This window comes from Priestia sp. 40, from assembly GCF_049368575.1.
In the GTDB taxonomy this organism is placed as follows: Bacteria; Bacillota; Bacilli; order Bacillales; family Bacillaceae_H; genus Priestia; species Priestia zanthoxyli.
The window spans coordinates 165,069-186,117 of sequence record NZ_JBMPZA010000025.1 but is presented as its reverse complement, the minus strand read 5'-3'; the positions used below and the strand labels follow the sequence as shown (position 1 = coordinate 186,117).

Here is a 21,049-nt window from a genome sequence, read left to right as displayed (position 1 = left end):
TATGCGATTTTATATCATAGATGATGACGAAGTCTTTCGTTCAATGTTAGCTGAAATTATTGAAGATAATGATCTAGGAGAGGTTATAGGGGAAGCAGAAGACGGAATTGTCTTAAATGATCAATCTTCTCTATTGCAGCAGATCGATATTTTATTTATTGATTTGTTGATGCCCATTCAAGACGGAATCGAAACCGTGCGCAAAATAAAGGATACTTTTAAAGGCAAAATTATTATGATGTCACAGGTAGAAACAAAAGATTTGATTGGAAAAGCCTACTCGCTTGGCATTGAATACTATATCACGAAGCCGCTTAATCGTATGGAAGTGCTCATGGTCATTCAAAAAGTAATTGAACGAATTCATGTTCAACAATCAATGGAGAAAATTCAAGAATCGTTAAATACCGTACTTAATATAGGAAACCAGCAAAAAACGCCTTCTTTTGGTAAAAAAGAAAGCGATCCGGCAGAAGCGTGCAGGTTTCTTTTAAGAGAACTTGGGATTTTAGGAGAAAGCGGAAGTAAAGATTTAATTGAAATCATCAATTACCTGTATCAAACGGAAAAAAGCACGATGTATGAACAGCATTTTCCTTCTCTCAAAGAAATTTTTGAGAAAATTACCGTGAGAAAGCTTGGTTCATCTTTTTCAGAAGACGTGCTGCAAAAAGAAATGAAAGCAGCCGAGCAGCGAGTCAGAAGAGCTATTTATCAGTCTTTAAATCATTTGACCTCTCTTGGTATGGTTGACTTCTTTAATCCTAAATTTGAAAATTATGCTTCTAAGTTTTTCGATTTTTCAATGGTGCATCAGCGCATGAGAGATATAGAAAAAGGCACGGGCAAAAGCAGTACGCCAAGTCGTATAAATGTAAAGAAATTTATTCAAATGCTCTATTATGAAGTCAAACAAACGCTGTAGTAAAAAAACTACAGCGTTTTCATTTTGTAATTTTCTAAAAACTTTTTGTTAGTTTCAGTAGGTTTTTGTTAGATTTTGTGATGCCTGTGATAATGTAATCTTATGAATAAAAGAACTACTTAATAAACAGTTCTTAATGGAATTGTATCTGTTGAATACATTAAGTGCAAATAAACAGCTTCGAGCTGTTAGAAAAAAGAAGGAAGGTGCAAAGATATGTTCAAAAAGCTTGGATTAGCAGGACAAATTTTAATTGGTTTGATTGCAGGTATTATTGTAGGGGCTATTTTTTACGGAAATCCTAAAGCAGTTGAAGTGCTGCAGCCAATTGGAGACGTATTCATTCATTTAATTAAAATGATCGTGGTGCCGATTGTTATATCTAGTATCATTGTGGGCGTTGCGGGTGTTGGTGATATTAAGAAGCTTGGTAAATTAGGCGGAAAAACAATTCTTTACTTTGAAATCATTACAACGGTTGCCATTGTTGTAGGCTTATTAGCAGCTAACTTGCTTCACCCCGGTACTGGTGTGGACCGCAGCGGTCTTGAAAAATCAGATATCAGCAGCTACACATCAACGGCAGAAGCTACAGAGCAAAAAGGATTTGTAGAAACATTTGTTCACATCGTTCCAACGAATGTATTTGAGTCAATTGCTGCAGGCGACATGCTGCCAATTATTTTCTTCTCGGTCCTATTTGGACTTGGAATTGCATCAATCGGTGAAAAAGGCAAGCCGGTTTTAAGATTCTTTGAAGGCACGGCAGAAGCGATGTTTTGGGTAACGAATTTAGTTATGAAGTTTGCACCGTTTGGCGTATTTGCATTAATCGGTGTAACCGTATCAAAATTTGGACTAGCGTCTCTGATTCCGCTTAGTAAGCTTGTAATTGTTGCTTACGGCACAATGATCTTCTTTGTATTAGTTGTACTAGGACTTGTAGCTAAATGGGTTGGCGTTAATATCTTCCACTTATTAAAAGTGCTAAAAGATGAGTTGCTGCTAGCATTTTCAACTGCAAGTTCAGAAACGGTATTGCCGCGTATTATTGCGAAAATGGAAAAGTTCGGATGTCCTAAAGCCATTACATCTTTTGTTATTCCGACGGGATATTCGTTTAACTTAGACGGATCTACTCTTTATCAAGCGCTTGCTGCGATCTTTATCGCGCAAATGTACGGTATTGATATGAGCATCACACAGCAAATTTCACTAATATTAATTTTAATGGTTACATCTAAAGGAATTGCAGGAGTTCCGGGCGTATCGTTTGTTGTACTGCTTGCAACGCTTGGATCTGTAGGACTTCCAGTAGAAGGGCTTGCTTTTATCGCTGGAATTGACCGTTTGTTAGATATGGGACGTACAGCGGTAAACGTAATTGGAAACTCACTTGGTGCAATCGTCATTTCGAAGTGGGAAGGTCAATTTAACGATAAAGACAAGGAAGCTTATATTAACGAAGTAACGAAAAAAGTATCGTAATTACAAACGTATTTTAGTTGAAGGAAGATCCGAACGAGTAATCGTTCGGATTTTTTCGTTTGAATTTGCTTTGAAAAGTTGGGAATAGTAACTAAAGATGAAAAACAAATGATTGATACAAGGAGGTCACAACATGGGAAGAGCAAATAATCACAAATCATCACATAACAACAAAGGGTCACTGCCTCAAACACCAAAAGAGTTAAAAATTGCTCCGGATCAAGCAAATGAAGAATTTTCACGCGAGTTAGCGCAGCATCATGATGCTAAAGCGAAACAGGACTTAATTTTGAAACAGCAAAAAGAAAAGTAAAAGAAAAAAAACTGAGACATAATGAAATGAATCCAGCCTAAAGACGAATAAATGAGATACATGACCTGGACTGCTTGTGACACCGCAGTTGATTTCCGTGCAAGGCTTCGCTTTCCGCGGGCGGGCGCTGAGCCTCCTCGTCGCTTGCGCTCCTGCGGGGTCTCACCTGCTCCGCTTTTCCCGCAGGAGTCTTCGCCTTGTCCTCCAATCAACTGCTAGAAGGAACGAAACAAATAATACTATGTTCACAACCACAAAAAAACGAACTACTAATCAGACATGCTGATTAGTGGTTCGTTTTTCCCTAAGTGAAAAATGCTTTTGTCCCATCCTCTTTTTTATAAACAACTAAAGATAAAAATTCCTAAGTAACCATTTTGTAACATTATTTAATCATAGCGTAATAGTTTTTGAGGCTTTTTTCATTATAATTAAACCGAACACATTGAAAAATAGGTTCATAGAAACGTAACGTTCGGTTACATAATGGAGGAAAAAAATGAAAAAAGCCATCATTGGGTCTATAACGGCAGCGACAGTCTTATTTAGCGGAGCCAGTCCGTTTATTGCACCTGCTCAAACAGTAGAAGCAGCGTCATATTCATACAAAGATACGGCTATTGCTACTGGTAAAAAATTAATGGGTGTTCCTTATAAATGGGGAGGCACAACAACAAAAGGTTTTGACTGCTCTGGATTTATTCAATACATTTTCAAAAAAGCTGGAAAAACACTTCCGCGCACAACGGAACAAATGTATCGAGTAGGGACAAGCGTTTCAAAAGCAAAGCTTCAAAAAGGAGATTTAGTTTTCTTTCAAACGTATAAAAAAGGTCCTTCACATGTAGGCGTGTACTTAGGGAACAATCAGTTTCTTCAAGCTTCTACGTCTAAAGGCGTGACGATTACATCTCTTAGCAACAGCTACTGGAAAGCACGTTATATTGGTGCAAAACGGATTTAACCATCCGTCATTTTTTTGGAAAACAACACTACATTATGTAGTGTTGTTTTTGTTTGCATATACATAACATATTGCCGATATTATTTTTAACGTTTTATACAAAAAAATCCATATTCTATGAGATAATAACGTTAACACATTTTGTACTTTAACATAAGGAACATCCCACTCTATTCGAAAGTTTGGTGAGCGAAGATGAAGCGCTTAGTATGGAGTTATGGAATAGGTATTGTTGCAATAGTAGCAGTACTCTCACTTTTCTTTATGATGAAAGGTCAAACAGAGAAAGCCGTCGTTAGCGGAAATGTACCAAAAGCTCATGCGCAGGGAGAAAGAGTGAAGCAGCCCATCTCACAGTTCCAAGCAGTACAGCCTCATGAAGCAGGTAATGAAATGAAAAATGTAAAAAACAACATGCCTGAAAAAGCGGATTCGCCTCCATTTTTAGTCTACATTGACCCTGGTCATCAAGCTCATGCTAACCTCGAGAAAGAGCCAATCGGACCGGGAGCAGCAGAAACAAAAATAAAAGTTTCCGGAGGCACATCAGGCGTAGTGACCAAGAAGCCGGAATACAAGCTGACGTTGGAAGCCTCTGTGATATTAAAACAGCTGCTCGAAGAAAAAGGCATAACGGTAAAGCTTACTCGGAGTTCTGATAGTGTAGATATCAGCAACCGGGAACGAGCGGAGCTTGCGAACAATTCGAAAGCTGACTTACACGTGCGGATACATGCAGATGGTTCTGAAAATAGTTCTGTAAAAGGACTTTCTGTGCTCACTCCTGCAGAAGATAATTCTTATACAAAACCTATTTATCAAAGCAGTCTGCAGGCATCTCAAGCTATTCTGACAGAGGTGAAAAAAGATCAGTTTGTCGAAGTAGACGGCATTCGTTATCGCAGTGATCTTTCGGGATTTAACTGGTCGACTGTACCCGTAACGCTAGTGGAGCTCGGATATATGACGAATCCAGAAGAGGACCGGAACCTTTCTGATCAGGCCTATCTTACAAAGCTGATGAATCATGTTGCAGACGGTATCGTGGCATATGAAGAAATGAAAAAATAAAAGGTGAAAAGACCTATAAAAGCGTGTGACTAAATCAATTGATTTATGTCACACGTTTTTTTGTCGTTCATATGATATAAAAAAAGCGTTTTTTCGACAAAAAAGTGGACGAGCAGAAAAGAAAATTAGGTAAAATGCTTCAGTTTCTATAAAACGGTGTCGATATAAAAAGTGATAGTAACATGCATTAGACAGTACATGAAAATGGGGGAACAAGATGAGAAAGTTAACGGCATTAGCTTTAGTACTAAGCGTACTGCTGTTTCAATTCACGCCGCTTGCTAGCGTGAAAGCTGAAACGGTAGAACCAGTTGTGTCTGTAAAATTAGTAAATTATTTAGGAGATCAGCATGCAATTACAATTAAGCCGTCTTATTTATACACTATTAAAAACTCGGATTTGGTCTTAAAGGCAAATACAGAGTATACGGTAACGGCAACAACTCAAGGTGTCACTTTAAAACAAGGAAGCACGGTATTAGGTGATTTTACAAGCTTTGAAATTACACCGTCTCTTTATAAAAATCCCGTATCTATTAACGGCAGACAGTACTTAGGGGACGTTGCGTTTACAAATGAAAAAGGAACTTACGTCAGACCTGTTAATACGCTGCCGATTGAAGACTATTTAAAAGGCGTTGTACCAAATGAAGTCTATACATCTTGGAATCTGCAAGCCTTAAAAACTCAGGCAGTAGCAGCGAGAACATACGCAATGAGCTATGCAGGAAAAGTAATCAATGACACGGTAAGCTATCAAGTGTATGGTGGCTATACGTGGTATGACAGCACAAACCAAGCAGTAGATCAGACATTCGGACAAGTAGTGACCTATAACAATAAATTAATCAACGCCGTTTTCTCATCAAGCAACGGTGGAAGAACGGAATCAAACAGCAATGCCTGGGGAGGAACTCAGCTTTCTTATTTCCCGGTGAAAGAAGATCCATACGATAAGCAGACGCCTTGGACGTTAGCTATTCAAAAAACGCAAATTGATTTAACAGGAAAAGATTTAGCCAACTATAGCGCTTGGTGGAATACGGTTTCTGAAAAAGATAAAACCGTTACGGATAATTTGAAGTCATGGTTAGTAGCCAATAAGCATCCTGGTAAAACGATTAAAATTACGTCCATTCCAAAGGTGAGTTTTTATGCTCCTTCATCAGGAGGTCGTGTGACTAAAGGTGCGATTACAGTAGACTATCTCGTTAAAGGAGATGTAGACAGTTCGCAAAAACTAGTGGTTCATCATTTAGAATTGACAGATTTAACATCGACGAAGCTAAAATCGATGTTAAACAGCCGTGCGATGCTTAGTCTGCTTGTAACGGAAACAAATGAAACAAGCACATCAACAACTTTTAATGGTAAAGGAAATGGACACGGTGTTGGAATGAGTCAATACGGCGCTCAAAAAATGGCAAGCCTAGGAAAAGACTATCGTGAAATTTTAGATTTTTATTATCCAACAACTACTCTTTTAAGTTTTTATACAACAAAATATCCCCGAAAAGAGCAGGAGCAAGAAGCACCGAAAGATACGGTTGCGCCTGATGCACCTTCAGTTAATGCATTAGGAGATAACCAAACATCGCTTACGGGCGTGACAGAACCAAATGCTTCTGTTATTGCCAAAGTGGAAAATGAAGTAATTGGAACGGGTCTTGCTGATGAAAGCGGAAAATTTGCAATTACGATTGCCAAGCAGCCAGCAGATACCAAAGTGTCGGTAACGTCTAAAGATGCAGCTGAAAATGAAAGCACGGCCACAGTAGTGACCGTAACGGATCAAACGCCTCCTTCGGTTCCTATTGTAAATGAAGTGAGTGACCAAGATACGACCGTAACAGGCGTAACAGAAGCAAACGCCGCCGTGACGGTAAAAGCAGGCGATGCAACATTCTCTGCAGTAGCAGATGCCAACGGTACATTTACGGTTTCAATTCCCTTGCAAAAAGGTGGAACAACGATAGAAGTAAGTGCAAAAGATAAAGCAGGAAATGAAAGCCAAGCTCCTTCTTTTACGGTTAAATCTACGTTAAAAGCACCGCTTGCACCAAAAGTAAATGCAGTAAGTGATCAAGACACCGTGATTAAAGGAACGGCTGAAGCAAATGCGACGGTCATCGTTAAAAACGAAAGTCTCCAGCTTGCAGCAGGCAACGCAGATGCTAAAGGAAATTACAGCATCTTAATTGCGAAACAAAAAGCAGGAAGCACGCTGTACGTGACGGTTCAAAATGCAGGTGGAACAAGTTCAGCCACTGCGGTGACCGTACAGGATAAAACGGCACCAGCTGCGCCAAAATTAAACGCAGTAAGTGATCAAGATACAAAAGTTACAGGTACAGCAGAAGCAAATGCGACGGTTACTGTAAAAGCAGGAACAACAACTGTGGGAACGGCTAAAGCAGGTGCAAATGGAGCGTTTTCTGTTGCCATTTCTCTGCAAAAAGCGAATACAAAGCTAAGCGTACAAGCAAAAGATGCAGCAGGAAATAGCAGCACTGTATTGACTGTAACCGTTACGGCAAAGCAAAAAGTTCCGGTAAAACCGACAGTGAATGAAGTGAGTGATTGAAGCACAGCCGTTACGGGTACAGCAGAAGCAAATGCGACGGTTATCATTAAAAACGGAAGTCTTCAGCTTGCAGCTGGTAAAGCGGATGCCAAAGGAACATACAGCATCTCGATTGCAAAACAAAAAGCAGGAAGTAAGCTGTCTGTAACGGCTGGAAACGCAGCGGGCGTAAGTCCAGTCGTAACCGTAACCGTGCAGGATAAAACAGCACCCGTTACACCAAAAGTGAACGGTGTAAGCAATCAAGATACAGTAATAACGGGAAGCACGGAAGCAGGAGCAGAAGTGCATGTGAAAATTGACAAAAAAGTAATTGGCAAAGGAAATGCAAAATCGGATGGAACGTTCAGCATCACCATTCCAAAGCAGCCTGCTGCTACAAAATTAGCTGTTATTGCAAAAGATGCAGCCAATAACTACAGCTCCAACACGTTTGTAACGGTTAGTGCCGTACAGACAAAACCAGCGCTTCCAACTGTTAATACGCTTACTGAAAAAAGTACAGCAGTAACGGGAACAGGAGAAAAAAATGCGTCCATTTATATTAAAGTAGGCGGAAAAATTATTGCGAGTGGGAAAATTGATGGAAACGGCAAGTTCAGCGTAAAAATTCCTGCTCAAAAAGCAGGAACGGAAGTGACGGCAGTTCTGCAAAATAAAGTAGGATACAGTCCGTATAAAATTGTAAAAGTGCAAGACACAACCCCGCCGGCACCTCCGGCAGTGAATGCCGTTACGTCTTTGTCCACGTTTCTCTCTGGAAAAACGGAAGCAAATGCCGTGATTACGATTAAAAGCGGTACAAAAGTAATCGGATCAGGCAAAGCAGATAGCAAAGGACAGTTTAAAGTAACTATTCCAAAACAAAAAGCAGGCGTAAAACTGGCTGTGACGGCAAAAGATGCCGCTGGAAATACAAGTTCAGCAGTCAATATAAACGTTAAATAAAAACAAAAAAGAATTCTCTGCGGAGGATTCTTTTTTTAGTGAATTTTAAGTGGGATAGAAGGTTACTAAAAAGTTACCTTAGAACTTTGAAGTTCCTAACTTACTTTAAAGTGGGTTCTATCTTTTTCTTTTTTCCTGTTTCATAATAACAAATGTAAAGAAATTAGCAGGGGGTTTTTTATAATGAGCAATCATTTGCAAGATACAGTAACACTTCACAACGGAGTCAAAATGCCTTGGCTTGGATTAGGTGTATTTAAAGTAGAAGAAGGACCTGAATTAGTGAACGCCGTGAAAACAGCTATCGTCAAAGGCTATCGCAGCATTGATACGGCAGCTATTTATGAAAATGAAGAAGGTGTAGGAGAAGGAATTCGCCAAGGTCTGAAAGAAGCAGGTCTTTCACGCGAAGACATTTTTGTTACATCAAAAGTTTGGAACGCAGATTTAGGCTATGAAGAGACGCTAGCTGCTTACGAAACAAGCTTACAAAAGCTTGGCTTAGAATATTTAGATCTATACTTAATTCACTGGCCGGTAGAAGGTAAGTATAAAGCAGCGTGGAAAGCATTAGAAACGCTGTATAAAGAAGAAAAAGTAAGAGCTGTGGGCGTAAGTAATTTTCAAATTCATCATTTAGAAGATTTAATGAAAGATACAGATGTTAAGCCTGTTATTAACCAAGTGGAGTATCATCCTCGTTTGACGCAAAAAGAGCTGCATGCTTTTTGTCAAAAGCATGATATTCAGCTAGAAGCATGGTCTCCGCTTATGCAAGGAGAACTATTAGATAACGATGTGTTAAAAGGAATTGCTGAAAAACACGGTAAATCAGTTGCTCAAATTATTCTGCGATGGGATCTGCAAAACGGAGTTGTAACGATTCCAAAATCGACAAAAGAACATCGTATTGTTGAAAATTCATCGCTATTTGATTTTGAATTGGATGCTGAAGACATAAGTAAAATTAATGAATTAAACCAAAATCACCGAGTAGGTCCAGATCCGGACAACTTTGATTTTTAATAGAAGAACTAAGAGGCTGGGACAAAAGTATTTTAGCCCAAGTGAAAAACGAACCATTGATCAACAAGTTTGATTAGTGGTTCGTTTTTTTTGTTATGGTGAATACAGCTTCATCTGTCCCGGCCTCTTTTTATGCATTATTACATAAATTTAACATTTTCTTCACAGTAAGCTAAAGGACGGGCCGTATGATAAAGAAAGGTCGTGAAAGATAGAGAAATCATTTCATTTTTAAGTGTAAAATAGGCGGTGTAACGATGACAAAACAACCTTACTCTCACATACAATGTAAAAAAACATCAATGATTGATTTATTGCTGGATGCAGGGGTTTATAAAAAAGGAAACAAGCAGCTATATGAGCTTACGCTTCAAGAACTAGAAACAGAATACGAAGCTATTTCACAACAGCGCATATCTCGATGAAATTTTGATACATTGCTAGAATTTGTTATAATAGAGGAAAGGATAGGAGTGGATTTATATCGAAAAGCACCCGACAGACTCGCAGCCCATCCGTATGGATATCCTCGATTCTATATTTGCTAAAATGGTATTAAATAAGGCTATCCGAGATTTTAGAAGAGATCAAATTTTACGTGAAGTCGATCAAACATTAGAAGAAAGAAACAAAGAGAAATTTTTTCAATTAATTGAAGAATTAAAATCAATTTCGTAAAGGGCGTTCGCGCGATAGAATTTGATTTTATCATTTTAGCATATAAAAACAGGTAAGAAGCGGCATGCTTAGTTACCTGTTTTTTTGTCGTCTTATTGCAAAACAAGGCCTTACATAAGGAGTGCACCTTGCTAGTAAACAGACAAAAAGAGCAAGTCTAATGTACTCACTCTTTTCAGAAAGGTATGGGTGTTACTGAGAAAATGAATGTCACTTTCTAAGTGTTGCGTGTGGGGTTTAGAAAGTTCTATGCATCTGCATATTTTCTACTTCATTCGCTCTATGTATTGTTAAAGTAACAATATAACCATATCTTATCACATGAACGAAATTCGATTCAATATATTTATTGATTTTCTTTTTAAATTGTTCTAAATAATTAGTGAATGTAAAAAAATGTTTTTATTGGGTGAATGTGTATCTATAAAAAACAATAGAAAAATATAGTGGGGTTTTTATGGGAGACATTTGTTTATTTCTGACGGACTGTAAGCTTCAAAAGAGTACAATCCGTCCTGTAAATCAGTATTAAGAAAAAATGAGCTGCACCCAGTAGAATAGAAGGAAAAGAGTAACGATCGTGGTAAGCGGGATAACGATAAGTGATACTTTTAAATAATCTTTCCATTTTATCTTGATATGATTTTCTTTTAAAATATGCATCCAGATAAGAGAAGCTAGTGTTCCAATCGGCAATAAAAGCGAGCCCATATCACTTCCAATAATATTAGCAAGATAAATGGTTTTAAGAGTAATAGGATCGAGCCCCATTTCAGTCAAGGTAATGGTTCCGACCATCAGGGCGGGGTGATTGTTAAACAAGTTGGAAAGAATAGAAACAAGTCCTCCCATGATAAAGCTTGCTTCAAAAAGTCCTCGATTTACAATTGGTTCGCAAACTTTTACAAGCAGCTCCGTTAACCCTACGTTATGCAGTCCGTAAATAATCACGTACATCGAAAAGGCAAAAACGAAAATGTGCCATGGCGTTTTCTTTAAAATATCAATTGGGTTTGTACGTAAGTGATACCATCTCCAAATGAGTAAGATCAGTGAGCCCAGTACAGCAACCAATTCGATTGGTATGCCGAAATAAGAGGCGACAAATAGGAGACAGCGCATAACAAACACAAATAATAAAACTTTCAGCATAAATTGTGTGCGTTTACGTTTTGTTTCAACAGAAATGCTTCCTTTTAAGGGGTGAAACTGTTTCGTAAAGAAACTTTCTTCTATATCTTTTGAAGCATGCGGCAGTTTTTTTGGCAAATGGCGTTTTACGACCGTATACATGAGCCAAGACATAAATAATAAACCAAGTGTCGCCGGTACAAACATCATCGCCGTGTGCATATAAAGCGACATGTGAACAATTTTTAAGGCAATCAAATTGACAATATTACTTACACCTATAGGCGCGCTGGAAGCGGTAGCAATAAGCGCTCCACTTAAAAGGTAGGGGATCTGCTGGTGGGGTTTTAGCTGAAGGTTTTTCAAAAGTAGAATTAAAATTGGAGTGGTAATTAAAATACTGCCGTCATTATTAAATAGTAAAGTCATTAAAAAGCAAAGCAGTTGAATGTACCAATATAATCGGTACCCTGAGCCTTTGGATAAACTCACTAGTCGTGCAGCTGCCCAGTGGAAGAATCCAAAACTTTCTAATATGACGGCCATGACAATGGTGGCAATAATGGTAATAGAAGCGCCGCTTATCTTTGCGAAAATATCAACAATGTCTGATTTGGATACAATCCCTGTAAGCAGGATAATGGCTGCTCCTATGGCTGCCGGCCATGCTTCGTTGATGCCGTTTGGCCTCCAAAAAATGACGAGCATTGTCATTGTAAACACGAAAATGGCAATTCCAATTTCAATATTCATCAGTATGCTCCTTTCTTCTAAAATTTGTAATGAATATACCCTTGCATGTCCCTTACACTCTATTTATATTCATTTATTACTAGAAGGATTGTGCATAAGACCATTTTTGCTAATATGTTTGTTTATCTTGCCAAGGCACGTATCATCTCGGGAGAGGAGCCTACAAGAAGACTAGATCAATCCAATCTAAAGACGAACAAATGTGATAAATGAGCTAGTAGGATCGCTTGTTACGCCGCTGTGGATTTCCGTGCAAGACTCCTGCGGGAAAAGCGGAACAGATGAGACCCCGCAGGAGTCTTCGTCTTGTCCTCCAATCCACCGCTAGAAGCCACTACATACATGAAACCTACGTTCACGTTTATCATCACAATAAAAAGATCCGAACGATTCATCGTTCGGATCTTTCTTCAACTAACATACTTTTGGTCCAGGATCTTCAAGGTCAGCAAGTATAGGTTTTTTCGTGTAAAGTTAACGCTTGTATCTGGTCATAATCAGGTTCATAGCCAATGCCCGGTGTATCAGGAACGGAAATAATACCGTTGTCGACGGTGATTTCCGGGTGAACGATATCACGCGGCCAGTATTTAGATGATGCAGCCGTATCTCCGGGAAGCGTAAAATTAGCTAGTGTGGTAATGGCAATATTATGTGCTCGCCCTACACCTGATTCGAGCATGCCGCCGCACCATACGGGAATACCGTGAGTTTGACAAAGATCATGAATTTTTTTGGCCTCGGTTAGTCCGCCTACCCGGCCAATTTTAATATTAATAATTTGCGTGCTTCCAAGTTTAATAGCTTTTCGAACGTCTTCAGCTGAATGAATGCTTTCATCCAAGCAAATAGGCGTGCGCATGCGGGCCTGCAGTTCAGCGTGATCAATTAAATCATCATGAGCTAACGGCTGTTCTATCATCATTAAATCAAACTCGTCAAGCTGACCAAGGTGATCAGCATCTGCAAGCGTATAAGCAGAGTTCGCATCAACCATTAGGGGAATAGAAGGAAATTCGTTTCGAACCGCGCGCGTCAAGTTAAGATCCCAGCCCGGCTTAATTTTAATTTTGATTCGCTTATATCCTTCATTTAATCCGACTTCAATTTTGCGAAGCGTTTCGTCAATCGTAGGCTGAATGCCAACGCTAAGACCAACTTCAATTTGACTTTTACTGCCTCCTAACGCTTTAGATAGAGAGAGGTTTTGCCTCCGCGCATACAAATCCCAAACTGCGCCTTCTAACGCCGCTTTTGCCATGTAATTGCCTCGAATATGAGCAAAGCGTTGGGATACTTCATCAGGATGCTGAATTTCTTTCTGTTGAAGCAAAGGAATTAAAAAATCCTCCATAATGTGCCAGTTTGTTTTAAGCGTTTCTTCTTTATAAAAAGGATCTGCGCACGCTACGGATTCAGCCCAGCCGGATTGTCCGTCTTCGTCTTGAATTTCTACTAAAATAAAATCTCGATCCACTTCTTTTCCAAGACTTGTCGTAAACGGATGAAGTAAATCCATTTTTAAATGCCGTAAAATGACGTGTTTTATCTTCATTTTTGCACCTCTTTTTTCGTTAAAATATAAAAATGAACGGGTGCGCTGCTTTCTGGATGCTTCATAAAACCTGTTACTTCAAATCCTTTTGCAAAACACGCTTGAAATACGTATCTTGTACGCATCCGCCAGTCCAATGCAAGAGAAGGAGAGACTTCTTTCATTTGCTGAAAAGCAGATGGGATAGCTACAGCTACAACCTCATCATTTAACAGTTTTTCATCAATATTTGTAACAGAAGGAAACCCTTCATCCGTTAACGTCCATTGAGTAAGCGATGCCTCCATTATTTGATCTGGCGTATAGAGAGGCTGAGCTCGTTTTGTATCCTCTACAGATGCCCATTCTACAACGAATCGATCAGAAGGCAAGTCAGCATTTAACGGATCATTCATGTCTCCGTAGCAGTTTTCAATATATGTAGAACAAACGGCTCCAAGCTTTCCAATATTTAAATACCCGTTGGCGCTTTCTAACGGATCGTACGTCCAGCTGATATATGAATAACCCTTTTTTTTACTTTCCTGTCTCTGCGCATGCTTAAGCTTAGCGCCAATGCCCATGCTGCGATAGGCAGGGTCAACTGCTAGTATATGAGAACATAAGTAGACGCAAGTTCCATCAAACCCTGGAAAGCTATATTGAAAGCCAATCAGCTTTTCATCTAGAAACGCACCGAGAACAAGACCTCCGTTTTTAACAGCGGTCAAAGTTTGGTGAACAGGCGTTGCTTCTTCTTCTCCCCAGACGCGGCTTTCTAATGCGCGTACTTCTTCTAGTTCATTGGTTGTTGTAAGTGAACGAATCGTTAAAGCTTCAGTCATATATTTACTTCCTTTCTTTTGATCATTTATTCTAAAAAGATGCCTTGCTCGGCATAGAGCTTTTCCAAGTGTTCTTGTCGTGTTCCAGCCGTTTTTTCATCTCTTTTTTGCATGCTGCTAATTACAACTTGCGATAGGGCAAGAAGTGATAAAATATGTTCGGTTGTGCCGGCTAAAAGCGTGATATCAGCGATTTGGCCTACCGGAGACAGACGGCGGTCTGTAATGGCAATGACTTTTGCTCCTTGTTTTTTAGCCTGCTGAGCTACTTCAAGCGCTTCTTTTGTATAGCGCGGCAGTGAAAATACCACAACGGTTGATGCGCTCGTGAGATTGCATAGCGTTTCAAGCAAGAATCCAGTTGGAAAAGATAAAAGAACATGATTGCGAAGCTGATTCATTTTATAATACAGCCAGTAGGCTGCCGTATGAGATTCACGGAAACCCGCAATATACACTTGATCACTTTTGATAAGCGCATCTACAGCTTGAGATAACTCCTTTTCGTCAACGGGGGAAAGCCATTCACTAAAGGGTTTCTTTTCTTCCGCTGCAGAATCAGCTGCATGCTTTTTAGCTGCTTCTTTTGATTCGGCAGAAGAAAGCCATTCTTTTCGCATTAGCTCCTGCAAATCTGAAAAACCATTTAAACCAAGTGCGTAAGCTAGACGAATAACGGTTGTTTCACTGACACCTGCTTCTTTGCCAATTTGCCCGGCCGTGTACAGCGAGCCTTTTTCCATAAAATTAACGAGAAACTCCGCCACTTTTTTTTGACCGCGAGAAAGGTCAGGGAATTTATGTTTAATTAATTCTTGAAATGATTGATTCATATAGCCTCCTAAAAAAAGAAGTTATAACTTCATAAAAATATATTAATGCATTTTAAACTTCATTTCAATTACTGTTTCAAAATAAAAAGAAGCCTTCGTGATATAATAAATTGATTATTCAAAAATAAATGCCATTATTCAAAAACGAATTGTATTTTATTCAAAAGTGAATAGAAAGCGGGGAGCATACATGAATTCAGAATGGAATGAAAATCAGTGGATCCTTCATTCATTAAAAGATGATTTGCTTGTCACGGATGAAAAAGGCATCATTGTCCGAATACATGAAGGAACGGGAAACATTTACGATGTAAAAGCTGAAAAACTGCTCGGAAAGTCTGTGTATGAACTTGAAAAACAAGGGTTGTTTACGCCAATCGTTACCCCAATTGTGCTTGAAACAAAGAAGAAAATTACGCTTGTACAAACAACTAAACAAGGCAAGCAAGTGCTCGTTACAGGCATTCCTGTCAAAGATGAAAAAGGAGAGATTAAAAGAATCGTCAGCTATTCTCACGATGTGACGGAGCTTATGGAAATGAAGACATATCTTGATGCGATGGAAGGCGAAATGCAGCGCGTAAAGAGCGAGCTTATGCTGCTAAGAAACCAAAACCTATCAACTGAAGGAATTGTATGCAACAGCGATAAGATGCAGCACGTTCTTCGTACGGCCGTTCACGTTTCGAACGTGGACGTAAATATTTTACTTTTAGGGCAGTCAGGAGTAGGGAAAACGCACTTAGCCAAGCTGATACATAACAAAAGTACAAGAAGCAAAGGGCCGTTTATTGAAGTGAACTGCGGGGCAATTCCAGATCATTTATTTGAAGCGGAACTGTTTGGCTATGAAGCAGGGGCTTTTACCGGTGCATCTAAAAATGGAAAGGTGGGGCTGGTCGAATTAGCAGACGGGGGCACGCTTTTTTTAGATGAAGTGGGAGAACTGTCACCGGCGCATCAAGTGAAAATTTTAAAGCTCATTCAAGAAAAACAGTTTTATTCCGTTGGAGGAAGAAAGCCTAAAACCGTGGACTTTCGCTTAATTGCAGCGACGAACAAAGATTTAGAAAAAGCCGTTGCCGAAAAAGAATTTCGAGAAGATTTATATTTTCGTTTAAGCGTCGTACCGATTACCATTCCATCTTTGAACGAGCGCCCTGAAGATATTTTTCCGCTGCTCACACATTTTGCCGAGCAGTTTGAAAAGAAATATAACCGAAAAAGAACGTTTGATAATGCGGTTATTCACGCACTGCTTTCCCACGAGTGGAAAGGAAACGTACGAGAGTTAATCAATGTGATTGAACACGCGGTGGTTGTATCTTCACAAACGCTGATTACAATGGAGCATTTGCCGCATTCTCTGCATAGGAAAAAACGGGTTCAGCACGTTGAAGAACATGGGGAAATGAAGCTTAATGACGCGTTAAACGAGCTGGAAAAAGAGATATTAGTAAGAGCAAAAAAACAGTATAAAACGACAACAGAAATAGGTGAAGCACTCGGAATCAGTCAGCCTTCAGTTGTTAGAAAATTAAAAAAACATTCCGTTTTTTAACGTCTTTGGCACGCTCTTTGCATGTAAAACAAGTACAAACACATTACTTGATAGATTGCGAGGAGGAAGTCAGATGACGCAGGCATCACTTACACAGTTAATGAACAGTTTACCGGATTTACTAGCACCAAGCATGGCGAAAGATCACCCTAATTTACCGGTGGTAAAAGCTGAGGGCTGCTACTACTACGGAGCGGACGGAAAAACGTATTTAGATTTTACATCAGGTATTGCAACAGCGAATACAGGTCATCGTCACCCTAAAGTTGTACAAGCGATTAAAGATAGCGTTGATCATCTTATGCACGGCCCGTCAGGTGTGATTATGTACGAATCTATTTTACAGCTTGCTGAAGAATTAAAAACAGTATTGCCAAGAGGCCTCGACTGCTTTTTCTTTGCCAACAGCGGAACTGAAGCAATAGAAGGAGCGTTAAAGCTAGCAAAATACGTGACGCAAAGACCTTATACGGTTTCGTTTATGGGCTGCTTTCACGGCCGTTCTCTCGGAGCGCTTAGCGTGACGACATCAAAAAGCAAATACCGGAAATTTCTTCAGCCATCGGGCTTAACGTATCAAGTGCCTTATGCAGACGTGGCTCAGTGTCCAAAAGGAGAAGATCCGGAAATCTACTGCGTGGAAAAGTTAGAAAAAGATTTTGACACGTTGTTTAAGCATCAAGTAACGCCGGAAGAAGTGGCGTGCATGATTGTAGAGCCGGTTCTTGGAGAAGGCGGCTACGTAATCCCTCCGAAAGCATGGCTGCAAAAAATAAGAGAAGTATGTGATAGACACGGCATTCTGCTTATTTTTGACGAAGTGCAAACAGGGTTTGGACGCACCGGCGAGTGGTTTGCAGCTCAAACCTTTGATGTAACGCCTGACATTATGGCAATCGCAAAAGGCATAGCATCAGGACTTCCGCTAAGTGCTACTGTAGCTTCCAAGCAGCTAATGGAAAAGTGGCCGATTGGTACACATGGAACAACTTTTGGAGGCAATCCCATTGCTTGTTCAGCAGCACTTGCGACATTGGACGTATTAAAAGAAGAAAAGCTGATTGAAAACTCAAAAGCAATGGGGAAATATGCAGCGGATCAGCTTCAGCATTTGAAAGCGAAGCATGAAGTTATCGGGAGCATTCGTTCAGTGGGACTAATGATTGGAATTGAAATTATTAATCGAAAAACAAAGCAAGGTGACGGAAATCTTCTTCTTGAGATTTTAGACAAATGTTTGGAAAAAGGGGTGCTGTTTTACCTTTGCGGAAATAGCGGAGAAGTGATTCGAATGATTCCTCCTTTAACGATTACAAAGGAAGAAATTGATGCCGGGCTTCGCGTGTTAGACGAAGCATTGACAGAAATCACAAGTCTTCACGTGATCTAAAGCTTTAAGAAGCTCTTTGTTTCAACAAAAGATAAATTGACCCATAATAAGGAGGAATCTGTTATGAACGGACTGGATATGACGGTTATGTTTGTCTATTTTGGCGTATTGGTTGTAGCGGGTATCATTGGCTCGTTAAAAGCAAAGTCATCAGAAGATTTTATTTTAGCCGGGCGAAACTTAGGGATGTTTATGTATTTAGGATGTTTATCAGCCGTTATTTTAGGCGGAGCGTCAACGATTGGAACCGCTCAGCTTGGCTATGAGCACGGACTGTCTGGCATTTGGTTTGTGACGATGATTGGACTTGGAATCATTACGCTTGGCACGATTTTTATTAAGCGGATTTCGTCGTTGAAAGTGACGACTATCAGTGAGCTGCTAGGAAAAAGATATAACGCTCAAGCGCAAATTATCAGCGCCGTTGTTGCCGCGATTTATACACTCATGGTATCAGTCACTCAAGTGATTGGAATGGGAACGATCATTCATGCGTTGCTTGGATGGAACATGACGGCCTCGATGTTAATTGGCGGTTCGATTGTTTTGTTCTATACGATTTTAGGCGGAATGTGGAGCGTAACGGTTACTGATATTATTCAATTTGTTGTGATGACGGTGGCAATTTTTGGATTTATGCTTCCGATGAGCGTATCAGAAGCAGGAGGTTTCAAAGCCCTTACCGGAGATTTACCATCATCGTATTTTGATTTTTCATCGATTGGGTACGGTCAAATCTTTCAGTATTTCCTCTTGTATACGCTTGGTATGGCAGTGTCTCAAGATATTTGGCAGCGAGTATTTACGGCGCGAACAGAAAAAATTGCGCGAAACGGCTCCATTTTTGCAGGGGTGTACAGCATTGCCTACGCGATTGCGGGAAGTGTAATTGGAATGTGTGCATATTTGCTGCTGCCAAACGCAGAAAGCAGTCAAAGCATTTTTGCAACGCTTGCAGTTCAAATCCTGCCTCAAGGGTTATTAGGTCTCGTACTAGCAGGCGTTTGTTCGGCGCTGATGTCAACTGCTTCAGGAACGCTGCTTGCGTCTTCTACGCTGATTAGTAACGATATTATTAAAAAAGTGTGGCTTAAAAATATTTCAGAGAAAAACTATTTAATTTTAACCCGTGTTAATACACTTATTGTCGGCGTGCTTGCTATTATTTTTGCTCTTTGGATTCAAGACGTGCTTGTTGCTCTAGACGTTGCGTATGCGATTTTATCAGGAGCGATTTTTGTTCCGTTTGTTGTGTCGCTGTTTTGGAAAGACATTCATCCAAAAGCAGGAGTTTCAGCGATTGTTGTCAGTACGCTAGTAGTACTTGGAGGTCTATTAATTGAAGGGCTTTCTTCTACCACTCCAATTCTATACGGTATTTCAAGCAGCATCATCGTAATGGCTGGATTTGCGGTTATGGCTCGAAACAAAGAACTGTCTGATCAAGAAAAGGTTCAAGAAGATATGTGAATAAGGGGGTAAAAAGCTTCTCATAGTAAAGTGAGAAGCTTTTTAGCATTTTGTGTGCATAAGTATAGACAACAAACGGCAGAGAGGAGTACACTAGACGCTCAGATTATAGAGATAAGGAGATTGTCAAATGAAAAGCAGAACGTCCGTAATGGTTAGTATTGTACTGGCAATGCTAGTGGCTTCGCTTGATTCAACGATTATGAATACGACGATGCCCGTTATTGCAAAAGAGCTTGGAAGATTCGATTTGTACGCGTGGTCGTTTGCTTCGTACATGATTGCAAGTACGATTTTATCTCCGGTAGCGGGAAGATTATCGGATTTATTTGGCCGCAAAAAAGTATTTGGGTTTGGAATTATTGCTTTTTTAATTGGTTCGATGCTTTGCGGCGTGGCAAATACGATGATTCAGCTTGTTCTTTTCCGTGCGGTTCAAGGAATAGGAGCCGGGTTTATGGTGGCCTTTCCCGCTATTATTGCCGGAGACTTATTTCCAGTTGAGAAGCGAGGGAAAATTCAGGCGCTCTTTACAACGATGTGGGGATTATCAGCTGTGTTGGCTCCGCTTTTAGGCGCTTTTTTTGTGGATTATTTAACGTGGAGATGGATTTTCTTTATAAATTTACCCGTATGTATTGTTTCATTTCTGACGTTAATGCCGTATCAAGAAAGCTATGAGCCGAAACGAGCAAAAGTCGACTACATCGGTGCTATATTGTTTGGAGCAGGAGTTACGTCACTGCTGCTCGTGACGGTAGTGGAACAAAACCGAGTTGTGTATGCAGTCGCTGGACTTATTTTATTGGTCATTTTTTATCTCCATGAACGAAAACATGCTTCTCCGATTGTACCGCTGTCTATGTTCCAAAACAAAACGCTGTCATGGATTAATATCAATGCGTTTATTGGAACGGTGGCTTTATTCGGAACGTCAAGCTACATTCCGTTATTTTTACAGCGAGTAGCGCATTTGTCACTGTTTATGAGCGGAGTTGCGCTGTTAGGAACAGCGGTCGGATGGATGTCTGTGTCCGTGCCTGCAGGTAAATGGATTTTAAAACATGGCTACAGAAAGCTGTTGTTAATTGGAAATGTGCTGCTCGTTGGCTCAGGAACACTTCTGCTGATGCTAAATGAAAGTCACGGTTTCTTTTATGTGTTTTGCGTCATGATTGTACAAGGGCTATCGTTTGGTCTGCTGTCTACGGTTGGAGTCATTGGTGTACAGCAATTAGTAGGAGGACATGAAAGAGGTATTTCAACGTCATTTTTTATGTTTTGCAGAAACATGGGAACAGCAATCGGCGTTACGATTATGGGTGCGTTGCTGACTTCAGGCGGAAGCTTTATGGCAGGCATTCATCACTTGTTTTTATTTGGCTTTGCCGGAAGTATCGTGGCTTTATTAACGTCGTTAAAGATTCAAAACGATACGGAAACAAAGCACAGTCGAGCTGCTAGTTAAGGGAATTTATGCTAAATATGTTTATTTCATAAAAAAACGGGAAGAAACCAAATAAGGTCATAGAATT

General features: G+C 39.9%; 20 protein-coding genes and 1 pseudogene. 16 read left to right on the top strand and 5 right to left on the bottom strand.

Annotated elements, in window-relative coordinates:
* Position 1 precedes the first annotated feature (1 nt).
* From ACO1DI_RS25600 to ACO1DI_RS25590, 3 genes are all read left to right on the top strand, one after another.
* A complete protein-coding gene (locus ACO1DI_RS25600) occupies positions 2–925 on the top strand; it encodes a response regulator (protein WP_116741421.1) in 924 nt (307 codons plus the stop codon).
* A gap of 216 nt (positions 926–1,141) precedes the next feature.
* Positions 1,142–2,413: a cation:dicarboxylate symporter family transporter gene (locus ACO1DI_RS25595; protein WP_014461257.1), complete on the top strand. Its 1,272-nt coding sequence runs from the start codon at positions 1,142–1,144 to the stop codon at positions 2,411–2,413.
* Between the two features lie 133 nt (positions 2,414–2,546).
* Positions 2,547–2,726, top strand: a complete 180-nt coding sequence (locus ACO1DI_RS25590) for a YfhD family protein (protein ID WP_013055768.1) — start codon at positions 2,547–2,549, stop codon at positions 2,724–2,726.
* Here the strand turns inward: ACO1DI_RS25590 and ACO1DI_RS25585 are convergent.
* Positions 2,672–2,938: a hypothetical protein gene (locus tag ACO1DI_RS25585; RefSeq protein WP_080564780.1), complete on the bottom strand. Its 267-nt coding sequence runs from the start codon at positions 2,936–2,938 to the stop codon at positions 2,672–2,674. The two genes, ACO1DI_RS25590 and ACO1DI_RS25585, sit on opposite strands and share 55 nt — an antisense overlap.
* 287 nt (positions 2,939–3,225) lie before the next feature.
* Here ACO1DI_RS25585 and ACO1DI_RS25580 point away from each other — a divergent pair, with 287 nt between their 5' ends.
* The 8 genes and pseudogenes from ACO1DI_RS25580 (at position 3,226) to ACO1DI_RS25545 (ending at position 9,997) form a co-directional block, all read left to right on the top strand.
* Positions 3,226–3,690, top strand: a complete 465-nt coding sequence (locus tag ACO1DI_RS25580; protein ID WP_025749613.1) for a C40 family peptidase — start codon at positions 3,226–3,228, stop codon at positions 3,688–3,690.
* 195 nt (positions 3,691–3,885) lie between these two features.
* Entirely contained in the window at positions 3,886–4,761 is an 876-nt protein-coding gene (locus tag ACO1DI_RS25575; RefSeq protein ID WP_115653219.1) for an N-acetylmuramoyl-L-alanine amidase family protein, read from the top strand.
* A 217-nt stretch (positions 4,762–4,978) separates the two neighbouring features.
* Positions 4,979–7,345: an Ig-like domain-containing protein gene (locus ACO1DI_RS25570; protein ID WP_423145720.1), complete on the top strand. Its 2,367-nt coding sequence runs from the start codon at positions 4,979–4,981 to the stop codon at positions 7,343–7,345.
* Positions 7,346–7,387: 42 nt separating this feature from the next.
* Positions 7,388–7,486 (top strand): annotated as a pseudogene (locus ACO1DI_RS25565) (hypothetical protein); the annotation flags it as partial.
* An 84-nt stretch (positions 7,487–7,570) separates the two neighbouring features.
* Positions 7,571–8,293 (top strand): Ig-like domain-containing protein, encoded by a 723-nt coding sequence (locus ACO1DI_RS25560; protein WP_423145719.1) that lies wholly within the window; start codon positions 7,571–7,573, stop codon positions 8,291–8,293.
* A 183-nt stretch (positions 8,294–8,476) separates the two neighbouring features.
* Entirely contained in the window at positions 8,477–9,319 is an 843-nt protein-coding gene (locus ACO1DI_RS25555; RefSeq protein WP_155010379.1) for an aldo/keto reductase, read from the top strand.
* Between the two features lie 257 nt (positions 9,320–9,576).
* Complete coding sequence (locus ACO1DI_RS25550; protein ID WP_014461252.1) at positions 9,577–9,744, top strand: Fur-regulated basic protein FbpA; 168 nt, start codon at positions 9,577–9,579, stop codon at positions 9,742–9,744.
* A 94-nt stretch (positions 9,745–9,838) separates the two neighbouring features.
* Positions 9,839–9,997, top strand: coding sequence for an IDEAL domain-containing protein (locus tag ACO1DI_RS25545; RefSeq protein ID WP_013055775.1), 159 nt, complete (start codon positions 9,839–9,841; stop codon positions 9,995–9,997).
* 528 nt (positions 9,998–10,525) lie between these two features.
* Here the strand turns inward: ACO1DI_RS25545 and ACO1DI_RS25540 are convergent.
* Positions 10,526–11,881, bottom strand: a complete 1,356-nt coding sequence (locus tag ACO1DI_RS25540; protein ID WP_014461251.1) for an arsenic transporter — start codon at positions 11,879–11,881, stop codon at positions 10,526–10,528.
* Between the two features lie 202 nt (positions 11,882–12,083).
* Between ACO1DI_RS25540 and ACO1DI_RS25535 the strand changes: the two genes are divergently transcribed.
* Entirely contained in the window at positions 12,084–12,209 is a 126-nt protein-coding gene (locus tag ACO1DI_RS25535) for a hypothetical protein (protein WP_014461250.1), read from the top strand.
* Between the two features lie 117 nt (positions 12,210–12,326).
* Here the strand turns inward: ACO1DI_RS25535 and menC are convergent, their stop codons facing one another.
* From menC to ACO1DI_RS25520, 3 genes are read right to left on the bottom strand one after another with little or no spacing between them, the layout of a single operon-like run.
* Positions 12,327–13,436: an o-succinylbenzoate synthase gene (menC, locus tag ACO1DI_RS25530; protein WP_014461249.1), complete on the bottom strand. Its 1,110-nt coding sequence runs from the start codon at positions 13,434–13,436 to the stop codon at positions 12,327–12,329.
* Positions 13,433–14,260 (bottom strand): GNAT family N-acetyltransferase, encoded by an 828-nt coding sequence (locus ACO1DI_RS25525; RefSeq protein WP_209368390.1) that lies wholly within the window; start codon positions 14,258–14,260, stop codon positions 13,433–13,435. Before ACO1DI_RS25525 ends, menC begins: the two co-directional genes overlap by 4 nt.
* A gap of 26 nt (positions 14,261–14,286) precedes the next feature.
* Positions 14,287–15,093 (bottom strand): MurR/RpiR family transcriptional regulator, encoded by an 807-nt coding sequence (locus tag ACO1DI_RS25520; protein WP_243557374.1) that lies wholly within the window; start codon positions 15,091–15,093, stop codon positions 14,287–14,289.
* Between the two features lie 190 nt (positions 15,094–15,283).
* Here ACO1DI_RS25520 and ACO1DI_RS25515 point away from each other — a divergent pair, with 190 nt between their 5' ends.
* From ACO1DI_RS25515 to ACO1DI_RS25500, 4 genes are all read left to right on the top strand, one after another.
* Positions 15,284–16,654, top strand: coding sequence for a sigma-54 interaction domain-containing protein (locus ACO1DI_RS25515; protein WP_098113783.1), 1,371 nt, complete (start codon positions 15,284–15,286; stop codon positions 16,652–16,654).
* A 73-nt stretch (positions 16,655–16,727) separates the two neighbouring features.
* Positions 16,728–18,044, top strand: coding sequence for an aspartate aminotransferase family protein (locus ACO1DI_RS25510; RefSeq protein WP_209368400.1), 1,317 nt, complete (start codon positions 16,728–16,730; stop codon positions 18,042–18,044).
* Between the two features lie 63 nt (positions 18,045–18,107).
* On the top strand, positions 18,108–19,514 hold the full coding sequence (locus ACO1DI_RS25505; protein ID WP_186807043.1) for a sodium:solute symporter: 1,407 nt from the start codon (positions 18,108–18,110) through the stop codon (positions 19,512–19,514).
* 130 nt (positions 19,515–19,644) lie between these two features.
* Positions 19,645–20,982 carry an MFS transporter gene (locus ACO1DI_RS25500; RefSeq protein ID WP_098113785.1) on the top strand — a complete coding sequence of 446 codons (1,338 nt, stop codon included), beginning with the start codon at positions 19,645–19,647 and terminating at the stop codon, positions 20,980–20,982.
* Positions 20,983–21,049 lie beyond the last annotated feature (67 nt).